Consider the following 15,632-nt stretch of genomic DNA (forward strand, 5'->3'; position numbering starts at 1 on the left):
GCCCCGTCGTGTGCGGGGTCGGGGTCGGGCAGGGTCATCACGGGCGCGGATTGTAGAGAAGGCCGCGCAGCGAGGCGCCCGTGCCCGTGCTGTCGCGTCGCCATCGCGCAAGTGCCCGATGGCTTCAGGCCTCGAAATCGCAGAGCACCCAGTCGACGAGTTCACGCAGTTTCGCGGCGACCGCCTGATGGGCCGGGTGTGGCCCATAGGCATCGAAGTGCGGCCGGGAGGCGAAGCCCGCGACGAGTGCGAAGTCGTAGGAAATCGGCCTGCGCACGAAGTCCCAGCCGTGTTCCCAGCGCACGACGCCTTCGACGCGCTCGCGCAGGGCCACCAGTTCGGCCAGCGCCTCGGTGACGCGCGGATCGTCGCGCGCGACGTCCGGCTTGAGTCGAATCAGCACCAGGTGAATGATCATGGGGTCGCTCCAGTCAGGTCATCGAAGGGCAGGCAAAAGGCAGGCGAACAGCAGGCGAAAGGCCGGCCGCGATGCAGGCTGCAGCAGCATAAGTTATTTGCTAAGCAGCCAACAAGTGAATATATTAGCAGCCATGATGCACATGGAGAACCGTCAACGATGAAGTCCGACACCTATGAACGTGGCATGAAGGTGCGGCGCGAGATGCTCGGCGACGCCTACGTCGACCAGGCGATGCAGTCGGCCGACGCGCTGACGCAGCCCTTCCAGGATCTCGCGGTCGAGTACTGCTTCGGCGCGATCTGGGCGCGGGAAGATCTGCCGCGGCGCACCCGCAGCCTGGTCAACATCGGCATGCTCATCGCGCTGAACCGGGCGCACGAGTTCGAGGTCCACCTGAACATGGCCCTGAGCAACGGCTGCACCAAGGCCGAGATTCGCGAGGTGCTCCTACAGGCGACCGTCTATTGCGGCATGCCCGCGGGCAGCCAGAGCTTCCGCATCGCCAAGAAGGTGTTCGCGGAACACCCGGATGCGCCATGAGCGTTCGCGCCATGAATCGGGCCGCGTGCCGACGCGTCTTTGCGCTTGCGATCGGCGCTGCGCTCACCGCCATCGCGGCCGCGCCGCTGCAGGTGGCGGCGCAGGGTTATCCGAACCATCCGATCAAGGTGGTCGTGACCTCCAGCACCGGCTCGACCGGCGACACGACCATCCGCATCCTCGCGCCCGCACTCGAGCGCCTGCTCGGCCAGCCGATCGTGGTCGAGAACGCGCCGGGCGCGGGCGGCGTGAGCGGCACCGACAAGATGGTGCGCTCGGCCCCTGACGGCTACACGCTGGCCGTGATCTCGAACAACCACGCGATCAACCCGCACATCATCCGCAACATCCCGTTCGACAGCGAGCGCGACATCACGCCGATCAGCGTGGTGGGCAGCACGCCCGTGGTGCTGGTGACGAACCCCGGCGTGCCGGTGCGCACCACGCAGGAGCTGGTCGACCTGGCCAAGCGCAAGCCCGGCACGCTCAACTACGGCTCCGCAGGCAACGGCACCGTGCTGCACCTGGCCGGCGTGCTGTTCACCAGCGAGGCAGGCGTCGACATCAAGCACGTGCCCTACAAGGGACTGGCCCAGATGACGGCGGACCTGATAGGCGGCCAGATCGACATGGGCTTCGCCGGCATCGCGACGGTGGCGTCGCAGGTGAAGGCCGGCAAGTTGCGCGCCATCGGCGTGTCGACGACCACGCGTTCGGCCGTGCTGCCCGACGTGCCGACGCTGGCCGAATCGGGCGTGCCGGGCTACCGCTTCGAAGGTTGGCTGGCGTTGGTGGGGCCCGTGGGCCTGCCGGAGAACATCGTCACGCGCCTGAACCAGTCGCTGGTGCAGGCGCTGGCCACGCCCGAGGTGCGCAGCGCGCTCGCCGCGCAAGGCGTGATCCCCGAAGGCAACAGCCCGCAGGCGGCGCGCCGTTTCATCCAGGACGAGATGGCGAAGCACGCACAGCTGGTCAAGCGCTCCGGCGCCACCATGGATTGAAGGAGCACTGCATGCTGATCCCGACCCAAGGCGACATTCCTGCCGCCATCCTGCGCAGCGAGCGCGACCTACCGATGGTGCAGATCGCACCCGGCCTCAAGGTCCAGCTCATGCAGGTGGACTTCGACCACAACATCCGCATCACACGCTCGCTGCTCGACCCCGGCATGCGGCTGCGCACGCATCTGCACTCGGGCCACGTCTACGCCTGGACGCTGGCGGGCACGTGGAAGTACATCGAGTATCCCGAGGCCAGCACCGCCAATTCCTTTCTCTACGAACCTGCCGGATCGACCCACACGCTCGTGGTGCCGGAGGACAGCCCGGAGCCGGCGGACGTGATCTTCATCGTGCACGGCTCGAACGTGGAACTGGACGAGGACGGAAAGATCGTCGGCGTCACCGATGCGGCCGCCATCGCGCGGGCCTATCTGCGGGCCTGCGAAGAGCAGGGCTTGCCGCGTCCGGACGTGATCGGCCTGCCTGCCGACTGGCGAGGCTGATCGTGCGCACGCAGAAGGACCGCCGCTCCGAGGCCGAGGCGCGGCTGCTGGCCACGGCGCGCAGCCTGATCGCGCGGCGCGGCTGGGCCGGCACCACGCTGGCGGACGTCGGCGTGGCTGCCGGGTACAGCCGCGGACTGGCAGCGCACTACTTCGGCAGCAAGTCGGGCCTGCTGCATGAGATCACGCGGCAGATCAACAACAACTTCTTCGACCAGGTGTTCCAGGCGCCGCCGTGCGATCCGGGGCTGGAAACGCTGATGTCCTTCGTCTCCGTCTACCTCGGGCGGAAAGACCCGGACTGGACCAACACGCGCGCGCTGCTGCTGCTGATGACTGAGGCGCTGCTCGAGGATTCGGGCAACGCGCAGCAGATGACCGACTACAACCGCTTCGTGCTCGCCTACCTCGAAGAGCACGTCCGGCTCGGCATCGAGCGCGGCGAGATCGATGCGGGCATCGAGCCGCGGGTCAGCGCCGAGGCTGTGGTCGGCATGCTGCGCGGCATGATGCTGCAGCGCCTGGTGCAGGGCAGCGACCCGCAGGCCGGCGAGATGCGCGAGCAGCTGGTGGCCCTGTTGCGCCGCGCATTGGGTGCGCGGCCTGCCGGCGCGGCCCCGGGCGGCTCGCGGGTCAAGGCGACAACCAGGGCGGCGGCGAACGAGGCCGCCAACGCGAAGGTCCTGCAATGAATCCGGCACGCGATGGCATCCAAAGCAGGCTCGACGGCCACGTGGCGACGCTCATGCTCGACCGACCGCCTCACAATTTTCTCGACGTCGGGCTGGTCACTGCGCTGGCGGACGCGCTCGACGAACTCGATGCCGAGCCGCGCTGCCGCGCGGTGGTGCTCGGGAGCCAGGGCAAGTCGTTCTGCGCGGGCGCGGACCTGAGCGACAAGCCCGAGCCGGAGCAGCTCTACGGCCAGGCGATGCGGCTTTTCCGCACGCGCAAGCCGATGGTGGCCGCCGTGCATGGCGCGGCGATCGGCGCAGGCACCGGCCTCGCGCTGGTCGCGGATTTCCGCATCGCCGGGCCGGCGGCGCGCTTCGCCGTCAACTTCAACCGGCTGGGCTTTCATCCGGGCTTCGGCACCAGCCTCACGCTGCCGCGCGTGGTCGGCGTGCAGCATGCGGCCCGCCTGTTCTACACCGGCGAACGCATCGACGGCGCGCGGGCGCTCGCGATCGGCCTGGTGGACGAACTGGTCGACGACGACACGGTACTGGGCCGCGCGCAGGCGCTCGCGGCCGAGATCGCCGTCTCCGCGCCCGGTGCGGTGCAGAGCACGCGCGAGACGCTGCGCATGGGCCTCGCGCAGCAGGTGGCCGAACTCAATGCACGCGAACTCGCGGTCCAGCGGCCCCAGTTCGAGAGCGCAGACTTCCGCGAAGGCGTGGCCGCGGCGGCCGCCCGTCGGCCGCCCGTCTTCGCCGACCGCTGAGAAGCAGCGGCGCCGGCGGAGGGTTGCAGGATTCCGATCGGATTTCGAATGGACGTCGAATGGACTTCGAGCTGAGCGACGAGCACCGCATGCTCGCGGACCTGGCGCGGCGCTTCGTCGACGACGAACTGCTGCCGCTCGAACGCGCGGTGCTGGCGCGCGAGGCGTCGACCGGCCGCGCCGAACTCATGCCGGACGAGCGCGAGCACCTCGACCGCAGGGCGCATGCGCTGGGTCTCTGGGGCCTGGATGCGCCCGCGGAGATGGGCGGCTTCGACCTGCCGGTGACGGCGATGATCGGCGTCGACGAGGCGCTGGGCCGTACCGTCACGCCCTACGAGCTGCCGCCGGATTCGCCGAACCTGCGCATGCTGCTGGAGACGGCCGATGCCGACCAGCGCCGCGACTACCTCGAGCCGTACGCGCGTGGCCAGACCGTCTCGGCCATCGCGATCTCCGAACCCGGTGCCGGCTCCGACCCCGCAGCCCTCATCACCCGCGCGCGGCGCGATGGCGACCGCTGGGTGCTCGACGGCCGGAAGATCTGGACCAGCCGTGCCGAGTCCGCGGACTGGACCATCGTCATGGCGGTCACCGACAAGGCCCGCGGCGTGCGCGGCGGCATCTCCGCCTTCCTGGTCGACGGCGGCACGCCCGGCTTCGTGATCGAGCGGCGCATCCCGATGATCGGCGGCCACAGCACCTACGAGATCCGGCTGGAGGACTGCCGCATTCCGGCCGGCAAGCTGCTCGGCGAGGAGGGCTTCGGCTTCAAGCCGATGCAGGCGCGGCTGTCGTGCCGGCGCGTGCAGATCGCGGCGTGGTGCATCGGCCGGGCCGAGCGCGCGCTCGAGATGATGTGCGAGCACGCCGCACAGCGGCACACCTTCGGCGTCGCGCTCGCCGAGCGGCAGACCGTGCAGAACTGGGTGGCCGATGCCGTCACGCGCATCCACGCCGCACGGCTCATGACTTACGAAGCGGCGGCCCGCATCGACCGCGGCGAGGAAGCGCGATCGCAAGTGTCGATGATCAAGGTCTTCGCCACCGAGATGGCATGGGACGTGATCGACCAGGCCATGCAGCTCTTCGGCGGCATGGGCATGACCAAGGAACTGCCGTTGCAGCAGATGGCTGCGCAGACCCGGCTCGCGCGCATCTACGAAGGGCCTTCGGAGGTGCACCGCTGGGTCATCGCGCGGGAGCGCCTGAGCTGCGGCGCTGAACGGGCTGCCTAGTCCAGCCGGATGTTCGCCCGGTCGATCAGCTGCTTCCAGCCCGCGTTCTCGCGCGCGATCTTGTCGGTGAACGACCGGCCGGCGATCGGCGTCACGTCGAGCGTGAGCGTGGCGGCATGCTGCTTGAACTCGTTCGAGGCCAGTGCCTGCGCGATCATGGCGCCCAGCTTGTCGCTCACGGGCGCCGGCACGCCGGCCGGCAGGAACACGCCCCACCACGCCGAGAGCACCGCGTCCTGAAAGCCTTGCTCCTGCAGGGTCGGCACGGCGGGCAGCGTGGGCGTGCGCGCGGTGCCCGAATAGCCGATGGCCTGCAACTGGCCGCGCTCGACGAAGCCCTTGAGGCTCGCGGGCGAGGTCACCGTGATGTCCACTTCGCCGGCCAGCACCGCCTGCAGCGCCGGCGCCGCGCCCTTGTACGGCACGTGCAGAACGTCGGTTCCGGTGCGCTGCTTGATCGTTTCCATGACCAGGTGGCCGAGGCTGCCGTTGCCCGGCGTCGAATAGCTGAGCTTGCCCGGCTTGCTGGCGGCCAGGGCGACGAACTCCTTGAGGGTGCCGACGCCCAGCTTCGGATTGACCGCGAACACGAAGTGCGTGCTCGTGACCTGCGTCAGCGGAATCAGGTCCTTCTCCAGCGCATAGGGCGCATTGGCCATGAGCGGGTAGAGCGCGATCGTGCCGTCGCTGAGCAGGAAGGTGTAGCCGTCGGGCTGGGCACGCGCCACCGCGGCCGAGCCGATGGTGCCCGAGGCCCCGGGCCGGTTGTCGACCACCACCTGCACGCCGTTCTGCTCGGACATGACCTTGGCCAGCATGCGCGAGACGCTGTCCGAGGAGCCTCCCGGCACGGCGGGCACGATGAGCCGGATCGGGCGGGCGGGGTAGTCCTGCGCGGCCGCGAGCCCCGAGAAATGGCCGAGGCTGCAGGCGATCCACAGCGCGCAGGCGCGACGAAACCATGAAGCGGTCATTGAGCGGGTCTCCTTCAATCGAACAGGTCGGGGTCCGAGCGGCACACGGCGTCGTAGTGCGGCTGGAAGTGCAGCCAGGCGATGGACGGCGTCGCCAGCTGGTGAGCGATGTGGCGGGCCCGCTCGGCATCGACGAGCTTCGGCGTACGGCCCGATGCGTCCACCTTCAGCTGAATCTCGCAGGCCCGTTCCGCCGAGAGGTACCACCAGGCCGCCTCGTCGACGCTCTCCCGGCCGACCGCGAAGAGCCCGTGGTTCTGGTGGATCGCGATCTTCGCGTCGCCGAGCTCGCGGGCGATCGCGTCGGCCGAGCCGCTTTCGAGCGCCACGCGGCCCGAGCCCTCGGTGATGACGCTCTGCGCCTCGAAGAAGTAGCAGGCCGTCTGGTTCAGCGGCGCGAGCGGTTCGCCGAAGGCGGCCCAGGCCATGCCGTTCGTGCTGTGCATGTGGCACGAGGCCACCACCTGCGGATGGGCCGCGTGGATGGCTGCATGCAACACGAAGCCGGCGCGGTTGACGGTCCAGCTGCCTTCGAGCACCTGGCCCTCGTGGTCCACCAGCAGCAGGTCGGACACGCGCACGCGCGCCAGGTCCATGGCGAAGGGATTGGTCCAGAAGCGGTCGGGATGCTGCGGGTCGCGCACCGTCACGTGGCCCGCGAAGCCGTACTCGAAGCCGGCCCGCGCGAACACGCGGCAGGCCGCGGCCAGCCGCTGCTTGCGATGCAGGCGTTCCGCTTCGAGGCTCTCGAAGCGCGGCGGCCGCGGAAAGTGCAGGCCGGCCTGACGCGGCGCATAGGCGTCCGCGGCGTTGCGGATCGGGTCCGAGGCCGTCGTCGTTTCTGCGGTGGGCATCGCTTCGGCCTCAGTACGACCTGGGCAGGCCCAGCACCTTCTCGGCGATGTAGCACATGATCAGCTGGATGCTGATCGGCGCGATGCGCAGCAGCATGGCCTCGCGCATATAGCGTTCGACGTGGTACTCCTTCGCGTAGCCGAAGCCGCCATGTGTGAGCACGGCGTTTTCGCAGGCGCGGAAGCCGGCCTCGCCGGACAGGTACTTCGCCGCGTTGGCCTCGGCGCCGCACTCCAGGCCCTGGTCGTAGCGCCATGCCGCGTTCATCACCATCAGGCTGGCGGCCTCCAGTTCCATCCAGCACTTGGCCAACGGATGTTGCACGCCCTGGTTCTTGCCGATGGGCCGGTCGAACACGATGCGTTCGTTCGCGTAGGCCGCGGCGCGCCTGAGCGCGGCGCGCCCCAGGCCGATGGCGGCCGCGGCGGCCAGCACGCGCTCGGGGTTCATGCCGTGCAGGATCTGCTTGAAGCCTTCGCCTTCCACACCGATCAGGTCTTCGGCCGGCACCGGCAGCTCGTCGATGAAGAGCTCGTTGCTGTCCACGGCCTTGCGCCCCATCTTCTCGATCTCGCGCACCTCGACGTAGCGGCGGTCGAGGTTCGTGTAGAAGAGGCTCAGGCCCTGCGTCGGCTTCTTCACGGCGTCCAGCGGCGTGGTGCGCGCCAGCAGCAGCATTTTCTCGGTGACCTGCGCCGTGCTGATCCAGACCTTGCGACCGCTCACGAGGTAGCGGTCGCCGTCCTTCTTCGCGAAGGTCTTCAGCTGGGTGGTGTTGAGCCCGGTGTTCGGCTCCGTCACGGCGAAGCAGGCCTTCTCGCGGCCCTCGATCAGCGGCGGCAGCATGCGGCGCTTCTGCGCCTCGGTGCCGTACACCACCACCGGGTTGAGCCCGAAGATGTTCATGTGGATCGCGGAGGCGCCGCTCATGCCGGCACCGGATTCGCTGATGGCCTGCATCATGATGGCGGCCTCCGCCACGCCGAGCCCCGAACCGCCGTACTCGGTGGGCATGCAGATGCCGAGCCAGCCGGCCTTCGCGATCGCCTGGTGAAAGTCCAGCGGAAAGCCGCCGTGGCGGTCCTTCTCGAGCCAGTAGTCGGCGTCGAAGTCGGCACAGATGCGCGAGACCGCTTCGCGGATGTGCTGTTGTTCGTCGGTCAGGGCGAAGTTCATGTGGGGCTCCTGGAATCGTGAAGAGAGTGGTGCACCGCCTGCACGGCGGCCCGCGTGTCGAGCAGGCGCTCGATCGTGTCGGTGGCGAGGCCGGCTTCGTGAAGCACCTCGCGCGTGTGTTCGCCCAATCGGGGCGGCATGCCGGACGAGGCCGGCCGGCCGTCGAAGCGAAGGGGCGGGGAGGGCAGCGTCAGGTCGCCCATCACCGGATCGCTCATCTGGCGGAAGAAGCCGGTGGCCTGCAAGTGGGGGTCCTGCTCCAGGTCTTGCAGGCGGTGCATGGGTGCGGCCGGGATGTCGAGGCGCTCGCAGGTCTCGAGCCACTGCGCGGTGCTGCGTGCGGGCGTGCAGGCGGCCAGTTCGCCGTAGAGCGCGTCGATGTTCTGCGTGCGGGCGGCGAGGGTGCCGAAGCGCGCATCGCGCATCAGGTCGGGCCGCCCCGCTTGCTCGAAGAAGCGCTGCCAGTGCTGCGTCGAGTACGGCACGATGCACACGTAGCCGTCGGTGGTGGGGTAGGGCTTGCGCCAGCGCGTGAGCAGGCGGTCGTAGCCGGCATCGCCTTCGGGCGGCTTGAAGGTGCGCCCGTACAGGTGCTCGACCAGCGTGAAGCTCGCCATGGCCTCGAACATGGGCACCTGCACCTGGCAGCCGAGCCCGGTGGCGGCACGCTGCACCAGCGCCAGCAGCACGGCCTGCACGGCGAAGAGGCCGCAGGTCTTGTCGGCGATGACCGTCGGCACGTACGCCGGTGCGCCGCCCTGGCGTTCGGTGAGCGAGGCCAGTCCGCACAGGCCCTGGATGATGTCGTCGTAGGCCGGGCGCCCGGCATAGGGGCCGTCTTCGCCGAAGCCGACGATGCTCACCACCACGAGCCGCGGAAAACGCTCGCGCAACTGCTCGGGGCCGAGCCCCAGCGCGCGCAGCTTCTGCGGCCGCACGCTGCACAGGAACACGTCGGCACCGGCCAGCAGGCGCAGCATCGCCTCCAAGGCCGGCGGCTGCTTGAGGTCGAGCACGATGCTGCGCTTGCTGCTGTTGGCGCCCATGAAGGTGGCGGCCATGCCGGGCTCGCGCGCGGGGCCGGTGCTGCGCGTGGAATCGCCCTCGGGCGCCTCGACCTTGATCACGTCCGCGCCGTAGTCACCCAGCATCTGCGCCGCGTAGGGGCCGAGCAGCACAGTCGTGAGGTCGATGACGCGGATGCCCCGGAGCGGGCGCGCGTCAGGGCCTTCGTCGGTGTTCGTCATTGAGCTCTCATCTTATTTGTTAACCAGCAAGCAAGTGGATATACTAGCCGTGCCGCGAAGTTGGTGTCAACGCGGCATCGATCCAGAAACGATCCAGGAACGATCCAGCAACGAGACAAAGGACAACCGATGCAGATCGCATTCATCGGACTCGGCCGGATGGGCGCACCCATCGCCGCCCGCCTGCTCGCCGCCGGCCATGCGCTCGTGGTGCACGACGTGAACCGCGAAGCCATGGGCGCACTCGCCGGGCAGGGCGCGACGCCGGCCGATTCGCCGGCCGAAGCCTGCAGCGGCGCGCAGCTCGTCCTGACCTGCCTGCCGGGCCCGCCGGAGGTCGAGACCGCGGTCATGGGCCCGCAGGGCCTGTTGCAGGGCATGGCGCCGGGTGCCATCCATGCCGACCTGTCGAGCAACTCGGTGGCGGTGGTGCGGCGCGTGCATGCCGCGCTCGCCGCACGCGAATGCACCATGCTCGACGCCCCCGTGAGCGGCGGCGTCGGCGGTGCGCGCGACGGCACACTGCAGTGCATGGTCGGCGGCAGACACGAGGCCTTCGAGCAGATACAGCCCGTGCTGCAGGCCTTCTGCAGCAAGGTCAGCCACATGGGCGAGGTGGGCTGCGGCACCGTCGTGAAGCTGTCGCACAACCTGGCCTACATCGCGACCCGGTCGGTGCTCGCCGAGTGCTTCACGCTCGGCGTGAAGGCCGGCGTCGAGCCCGAGCGCCTGCTCGAAGCCTTTCGCGGCAGCGCATTCGGGCAGGGCCTGATGCTGTCGCACTTCCTGCCCGAGATGGTGTTCAAGGGCCGCTTCGAGCCCGTGCGCTTCTCGATGCGGCTCGCGCACAAGGACGTCGGCCTGGCCACCGCGCTCGGCCGCGAGTTCGACGTGCCGATGCCGATGGGCGCGCTGACCGAGCAATTGATGGTCGAGGCACTGGCACGCGGCTGGGCCGACAAGGACTACGGCACCGCCTTCCTGCTGCAGGAAGAGCGCGCCGGCGTGCAGGTGCGCAGCCGCGGTTGACGCCGCGGCGGCAGCCGCATCCCGACACCTTCGTTCCAACCCCGCCGCGCCCGCCGCGGCACCACGTTCGAGAGACAAGATGAAAGTCAACGAGGCACTTGCAGACGCACTGGCCCAGGAGGCCGAGGGCCCCATCTTCGGCCTGATGGGCGACGCCAACATGCCGGTGTGGGGCGCGCTGTGCAAGGACGAGCGCGTCCGCATGGTGTGGTCGCGCCACGACGGCGCGGCGGTGCTGATGGCCGACGGCTTCGCGCAGGCCACGGGCCGCCTGGCGGTCGCGACCGTGACCTGCGGGCCGGGCCTGGCGAACGCGGCCAACGCGATCCTCACCGCGTCGCGCGCGAGCACGCCGATGGTGATCTTCACCGGCGAGTACGTGGCCGACGGCGGCAAGAGCAACCTGCAGGCGCTCGACCAGCGGCGATTCGCTGCGGCCTGCGAGGCGGAGTTTCGCCCGCTCGCGCGGCTCGACGCACTGGCCGACGACATCGCCGAAGGCTTCTACACCGCGCGCACCCGCAAGTGCCCGGTGATCCTCAACATGCCGCAGGCGCTGTGGGAGGCCGAGCTCAAGTGGGACTGGGACTATCGGCCCTCGCGCACCTTCGTGCCCCGCACCGACCTGCCGGCCGCCGGCGAGCTGATCGAGTCCGCCGCGCAGAAGCTGCGGCAGGCGCAGAGGCCGGTGATCGTCGCGGGCCGCGGCGCCGTGTTCGCCGATGCGCGGGCCGAACTGGAGCAGCTCGGAGACCAGATCGGCGCGCTGCTCGCCACCTCGCTGGTCGGCAAGGGCTTCTTCGACGGGCATCCCTACGACGTCGGCATCGCGGGCTCGTTCAGTTCGGCCACCACCGAGGGCCTGATGGCACAGGCCGACCTGGTCATCGCCTTCGGCGCCTCGCTGAACTTCTTCACCACCGAGGGCGGCATGCTGTTCCCGTCGGCCGAGGTGATTCGCGTCGACACGCGCGCGCATCCCGCGGCGATCGGCTTCACCCCCGGCATGCATCTGCAGGGCGACGCGAAGGCGACCGCGGCGGCGCTGGTGCGCTCGCTGCAATCGAGCGCGACGCGCAACGAAGGTTTTCGCCAATCCGCCACCCGCGACGCGCTGGCGGCGCCGGTCCCGCAGCCGGCGCGTGCGGCGGACGGGCTCGACCCGCGCGAGCTCATGCGCGTGCTGTCGCGCGCACTGCCGCGCGACACGCAGGTCGTCAGCGGCGCCGGCCATTTCTGGTCGTGGCCGATCGCGCACCTGGCGCTGCCGCCCGGCGGCCGCTTCCAGCACACGGCCGCCTTCGGCAGCATCGGGCTCGGGCTGCCACATGGCATCGGCGCGGCGGCCGGCAACCCGGGGCGCAAGACGCTGGTGATCGAGGGCGACGGCAGCCTGCTGCAGGCCATCCAGGAACTTCATGCCGCGGCCGAGCAGCGGATTCCGTTCGTGCTGCTCGTCATGAACGATTCCGGCTATGGCGCCGAAGTCATGAAGATGACCTGGAAGAAGCGCGATCCGCGAGACGCCCAGTGGACCTCGCCCGACTACGTGGCGATCGCGCGCGGCTTCGGTGCGGACGGCGTGCGCATCGGCAGCGAGGCAGAGCTCGCCGGCGCGCTGGAGCGTGGCTTCGCCTCCGACCGGCCTTTCGTGATCGATGCGCCGATCTCGCCCACGCTGGTCAGCGACTCGTACTCGCGGCTCTTCCTGGGCCAGCCCAACCAGATCCCGCTGTTGCGGCCCGCCCGCCAGGAGTGAAGCTTGGAGTTCCGCAACGACTTCATCGTCGACGGTGCGCCCGCCGATGTCATCGCCGTGTTCGAGAACGTGCCGCTCGTCGCGGGCTTCCTGCCCGGTGCCAGCGTCGGCGAGCAGCGCGAGGACGGCAGCTACCCCGGCCAGCTCGTGGTGAGCTTCGGCCCCAAGCGGCTGACCTTCAAGGGCTCGCTGCTGAACACCGTGCGTCCGCAGGACCTGGCCGGCGAGCTGACGGGGCAGGCCAGTGCCGACGTGCGAGGCGCCAAGATGGCGGTCAGCCTGCGTTACCAGCTCATTGCCGAGGGGGCAGGGCGCACGCGTGTGGAAACGGTGTCGGAAGCCGAGCTGGCCGGCATGCTGGCCGAGTTCGCCCGCACCGGTGGCACGGTGCTGACGCAGGCGTTGCTGGACCAGTTCGCGCAGCGCTTCAGCGAGCACATGCGTGCGACGGTCGCGGTACCGGGCGCCGTGGGAACCGTGCCGGGCAGCAGCGATGCAGCCGCTGCGCCGGCAGGGGGCGCTGCGACGTCGGCGGCGGCCGGCGCGACCAAGCCGCTCTCGGCCTTCGGGTTGCTCTGGCAGATGATCCGTTCGATGTTCGGGCGCGGCCGTGCGCACGGCGCGCCGGAGCGCTGAGGCGGCTTCTGGCATCGCGTTCTCGATTCACTGCATCCACTGCATCCACTGCACTCACTGCACTCACTGCACTCACTGCACTCACTGCACTCACTGCACTCACTGCTTCTGGTGCGGTCGAGCCGTGCAACGCACATCTGCAGCACCCTGATTCTTGATAACTTGCTTGTTAAGAAGCAAATAACAATCTAATATGGAATCCTCGGCGGCTGCTTCATGGCCGCCCTGTTGGAGACGACAGATGCAGGACTACCCCATGTACATCGGCGGCGAATCGATGGCCGCCGCCGCCGGCCGCTGGATGGACAGCGAAAACCCCTTCAGTGGCGAGGTATGGGCGCGCGTCGCCCGCGGCGATGCGCAGGACGCGTCGCGCGCCGTGGAGGTGGCGCACCAGGCTTTCGCGGAAGGCCCGTGGCGCGATCTGACGCCAAGCGCGCGCGGCCTGCTGCTGCACAAGCTGGGCGACCTGATCCTGCGCGACGCACGCAAGCTGGCCGAGGCCGAGGTGCGCGACAGCGGCCGGCTGATCGCGGACATGGTGCCGCAGGTGACCTACCTCGCGCAGGCCTTCCACTACTTCGGTGGCCTGTGCGACAAGATCGAAGGCGCGGTCATCCCGTTGGATCGCAAGGGCTACTTCAACTTCACGCGCCACGAGCCGGTGGGCGTGGTCGCAGCGCTCACGCCGTGGAACGCACCGCTGCTCGTCACCTGCATGATGATCGCGCCCGCGCTCTGCGCCGGCTGCACCGTCGTGCTCAAGCCTTCGGAGTTCTCCTCGGTGTCGACGCTCGCCTTCGCGAAGCTGTTCGAGGAGGCCGGCTTCCCGCCCGGCGTCGTCAACGTGGTGACGGGCTACGGCGCCGAGGTCGGCGCGGCGCTCGTGGCGCATCCGCGGGTGCGCGCGATCGCCTTCACCGGCTCCGACGCCACGGGCCGGCATCTCGCGCAGCAGGCGGCGCGCGACTTCAAGCGCGTGGTGCTGGAGCTCGGCGGCAAGTCGCCCAACATCGTGTTCGACGATGCGGACCTGGACGCCGCGGCCAACGGCGCGGCCACCGCCATCCTCAACGTCAGCGGCCAATCGTGCGTGGCCGGCACGCGCCTGCTGGTGCAGGAGTCGGTGTACGACCGCTTCATGGACAAGTTGCTGTCGGTGGCGCGCATGCCCCGCATGGGCGACCCGATGGACGCGAGCACGTCGCTGGGCCCCCTGTCGACGCGGCCGCAGTACGACAAGGTGCTCGGCTACATCGACACCGCGCGTGCCGAAGGCGCGAAGCTGCTGCTCGGCGGAAGCGCTGCCACGCGGCCCGAGTGCGGCAAGGGCTGGTTCATCGAGCCCACCGTCTTCGAGGTGCGCAACGACATGCGCATCGCGCAGGAGGAGGTCTTCGGGCCGGTGCTGTCGGTGATCCGCTTCCGCGACGAGGCGCACGCGCTCGCCATTGCCAACGACGTGCGCTTCGGCCTCGCGGCAGGCGTGTGGACGCAGGACTTCGCGCGTGCCATGCGCATGGCCGAGACGCTGCAGGCCGGCTCGGTCTGGATCAACTGCTACCGGCAGGTGAGCTTCCTGTCGCCCTTCGGCGGCTACAAGGATTCGGGCATGGGCCGCGAGAACGGGCCCGACGCCGTCAAGGAATACCTGCAGGTCAAGAGCGTGTGGATGAACACCGGCGCGCCGGTGCCCAACCCCTACGCGCCGCGCTGACGCCGTCGCGCCCATTTCGCGTGTTTTCCGTTCACACCACCATTGACGACAAGGAGACAAGGACCGTGACCACATCGATCCACACGCCGGCCCGGCCGGCAGTACCTTCGCGCCGGAGCGTGCTGGCGGCAGCGCTGCTCGGGGCGGCCGGCGTCATGCTGGCTTCGGCGCCCTTCGCCGTGCGTGCCGACACCTATCCGAGCAAGCCGATCCGCCTGCTGGTGCCCACCGGCACCGGCACGGTCAGCGACATGGTGGGCCGCCTGCTTGCGACGCACTTGAGCAAGACCCTGGGGCAGGGCATCGTGGTCGAGAACATCCCGGCCGCGGGCGGCATCAACGGCACGCAGCAACTGGTGCGCTCGGCGAAGGACGGCTACACGATCGCGGTGCTCAACAACAACCACGTGATCAATCCGAGCATCTACAAGGACATCCCCTACGACTCGCTCAAGGACATCCAGCCGATCAGCGTGATCGGCAGCACGCCGCTGGTGCTGGTCACCAACCCGGGCGTGCCGGCGAAAACGCTCGGTGAACTGCTCTCCCTGGCGCGCAGCAAGCCGGGCCAGCTCACCTACGGCTCGGCCGGCAACGGCACGGTGCTGCACCTGGCCGGCGTGCTGCTCACCAGCGAAGGCAAGGTCGACATCAAGCACGTGCCCTACAAGGCCAGCGGCCAGATGACCACCGACGTGATGGGCGGGCAGATCGACATGGTGTTCCTCGGCGTGGCCTCGGCCGCGGCGCAGATCGAGAGCGGAAAGATCCGCGCGATCGGCGTGACCACGACGCAGCGTTCGCCTTTGATGCCGAACGTGCCCACGCTCGCCGAGTCGGGCTTGCCCAACTACAACTTCGACGGCTGGATGGCGCTGGTCGGCCCTGCAGGCCTGCCGCGGCCGGTGCTCGACAAGCTCAACAGCGAGCTCAAGACCGTGCTGGCCCTGCCGGAGGTGCAGGAATCGCTGACCAAGATGGCGGTGCTGGTGAAGCCGGACACGCCGGAGCAGGCCACCGTGTTCTTCAAGAACGAACTGCAGAAGCACACCGACCTGGCCAAGCGCGGCGGCGCGACGCTCGACTGATGAC

Annotated in this window: 16 protein-coding genes; 11 read left to right on the forward strand and 5 right to left on the reverse strand. The window is 69.3% G+C overall.

The genetic code is table 11. The features are described from left to right. Positions 1 to 124 precede the first annotated feature (124 nt). On the reverse strand, positions 125 to 418 hold the full coding sequence (locus B0W80_RS31660; protein WP_077003124.1) for a Dabb family protein: 294 nt from the start codon (positions 416 to 418) through the stop codon (positions 125 to 127). A 159-nt stretch (positions 419 to 577) separates the two neighbouring features. Between B0W80_RS31660 and B0W80_RS31665 the strand changes: the two genes are divergently transcribed. Genes B0W80_RS31665 through B0W80_RS31690 form a run of 6 tightly spaced genes read left to right on the forward strand, consistent with a single transcriptional unit; the run spans position 578 to position 5,147 of the window. Next, positions 578 to 961, forward strand: a complete 384-nt coding sequence (locus tag B0W80_RS31665; protein WP_077003125.1) for a carboxymuconolactone decarboxylase family protein — start codon at positions 578 to 580, stop codon at positions 959 to 961. Continuing rightward, entirely contained in the window at positions 958 to 1,962 is a 1,005-nt protein-coding gene (locus tag B0W80_RS31670) for a tripartite tricarboxylate transporter substrate binding protein (protein WP_077003126.1), read from the forward strand. Before B0W80_RS31665 ends, B0W80_RS31670 begins: the two co-directional genes overlap by 4 nt. Positions 1,963 to 1,973: 11 nt before the next feature. Then, positions 1,974 to 2,465 (forward strand): 2,4'-dihydroxyacetophenone dioxygenase family protein, encoded by a 492-nt coding sequence (locus B0W80_RS35230; RefSeq protein ID WP_077003127.1) that lies wholly within the window; start codon positions 1,974 to 1,976, stop codon positions 2,463 to 2,465. 2 nt (positions 2,466 to 2,467) lie between these two features. Then, complete coding sequence (locus B0W80_RS35235) at positions 2,468 to 3,157, forward strand: TetR/AcrR family transcriptional regulator (RefSeq protein WP_077003128.1); 690 nt, start codon at positions 2,468 to 2,470, stop codon at positions 3,155 to 3,157. Then, positions 3,154 to 3,909, forward strand: coding sequence for an enoyl-CoA hydratase/isomerase family protein (locus B0W80_RS31685; protein WP_077003129.1), 756 nt, complete (start codon positions 3,154 to 3,156; stop codon positions 3,907 to 3,909). Before B0W80_RS35235 ends, B0W80_RS31685 begins: the two co-directional genes overlap by 4 nt. A 59-nt stretch (positions 3,910 to 3,968) precedes the next feature. Then, a complete protein-coding gene (locus B0W80_RS31690; RefSeq protein ID WP_077003130.1) occupies positions 3,969 to 5,147 on the forward strand; it encodes an acyl-CoA dehydrogenase family protein in 1,179 nt (392 codons plus the stop codon). On the opposite strand, the gene B0W80_RS31695 is transcribed toward B0W80_RS31690, so the two are convergent. Genes B0W80_RS31695 through B0W80_RS31710 form a run of 4 tightly spaced genes read right to left on the reverse strand, consistent with a single transcriptional unit; the run spans position 5,144 to position 9,399 of the window. Continuing rightward, positions 5,144 to 6,121 (reverse strand): tripartite tricarboxylate transporter substrate binding protein, encoded by a 978-nt coding sequence (locus tag B0W80_RS31695; protein ID WP_083745767.1) that lies wholly within the window; start codon positions 6,119 to 6,121, stop codon positions 5,144 to 5,146. The two genes, B0W80_RS31690 and B0W80_RS31695, sit on opposite strands and share 4 nt — an antisense overlap. 14 nt (positions 6,122 to 6,135) lie before the next feature. Next, the gene (locus tag B0W80_RS31700; RefSeq protein ID WP_077003131.1) at positions 6,136 to 6,975 is read right to left on the reverse strand and encodes a class II aldolase/adducin family protein; all 840 of its coding nucleotides are present in this window, start codon (positions 6,973 to 6,975) and stop codon (positions 6,136 to 6,138) included. Between the two features lie 10 nt (positions 6,976 to 6,985). Next, on the reverse strand, positions 6,986 to 8,152 hold the full coding sequence (locus B0W80_RS31705; protein WP_077003132.1) for an acyl-CoA dehydrogenase family protein: 1,167 nt from the start codon (positions 8,150 to 8,152) through the stop codon (positions 6,986 to 6,988). Then, positions 8,149 to 9,399 (reverse strand): CaiB/BaiF CoA-transferase family protein, encoded by a 1,251-nt coding sequence (locus tag B0W80_RS31710; protein ID WP_077003133.1) that lies wholly within the window; start codon positions 9,397 to 9,399, stop codon positions 8,149 to 8,151. The genes B0W80_RS31705 and B0W80_RS31710 overlap by 4 nt, the downstream gene beginning before the upstream one ends. Positions 9,400 to 9,528: 129 nt before the next feature. Between B0W80_RS31710 and B0W80_RS31715 the strand changes: the two genes are divergently transcribed. The 5 genes from B0W80_RS31715 (at position 9,529) to B0W80_RS31735 (ending at position 15,628) form a co-directional block, all read left to right on the forward strand. Then, positions 9,529 to 10,428, forward strand: coding sequence for an NAD(P)-dependent oxidoreductase (locus tag B0W80_RS31715; RefSeq protein ID WP_077003134.1), 900 nt, complete (start codon positions 9,529 to 9,531; stop codon positions 10,426 to 10,428). Between the two features lie 79 nt (positions 10,429 to 10,507). Continuing rightward, positions 10,508 to 12,187, forward strand: coding sequence for a thiamine pyrophosphate-binding protein (locus B0W80_RS31720; RefSeq protein WP_077003135.1), 1,680 nt, complete (start codon positions 10,508 to 10,510; stop codon positions 12,185 to 12,187). Positions 12,188 to 12,190: 3 nt separating this feature from the next. After that, entirely contained in the window at positions 12,191 to 12,823 is a 633-nt protein-coding gene (locus B0W80_RS31725; protein ID WP_077003136.1) for an SRPBCC domain-containing protein, read from the forward strand. 241 nt (positions 12,824 to 13,064) lie between these two features. Further along, positions 13,065 to 14,540 carry an aldehyde dehydrogenase gene (locus tag B0W80_RS31730; protein WP_077003137.1) on the forward strand — a complete coding sequence of 492 codons (1,476 nt, stop codon included), beginning with the start codon at positions 13,065 to 13,067 and terminating at the stop codon, positions 14,538 to 14,540. Positions 14,541 to 14,605: 65 nt separating this feature from the next. After that, complete coding sequence (locus B0W80_RS31735; RefSeq protein ID WP_256856743.1) at positions 14,606 to 15,628, forward strand: tripartite tricarboxylate transporter substrate binding protein; 1,023 nt, start codon at positions 14,606 to 14,608, stop codon at positions 15,626 to 15,628. Positions 15,629 to 15,632 lie beyond the last annotated feature (4 nt).

This window comes from Variovorax sp. KK3, from assembly GCF_001984055.1.
Lineage (GTDB): Bacteria > Pseudomonadota > Gammaproteobacteria > Burkholderiales > Burkholderiaceae_C > Variovorax.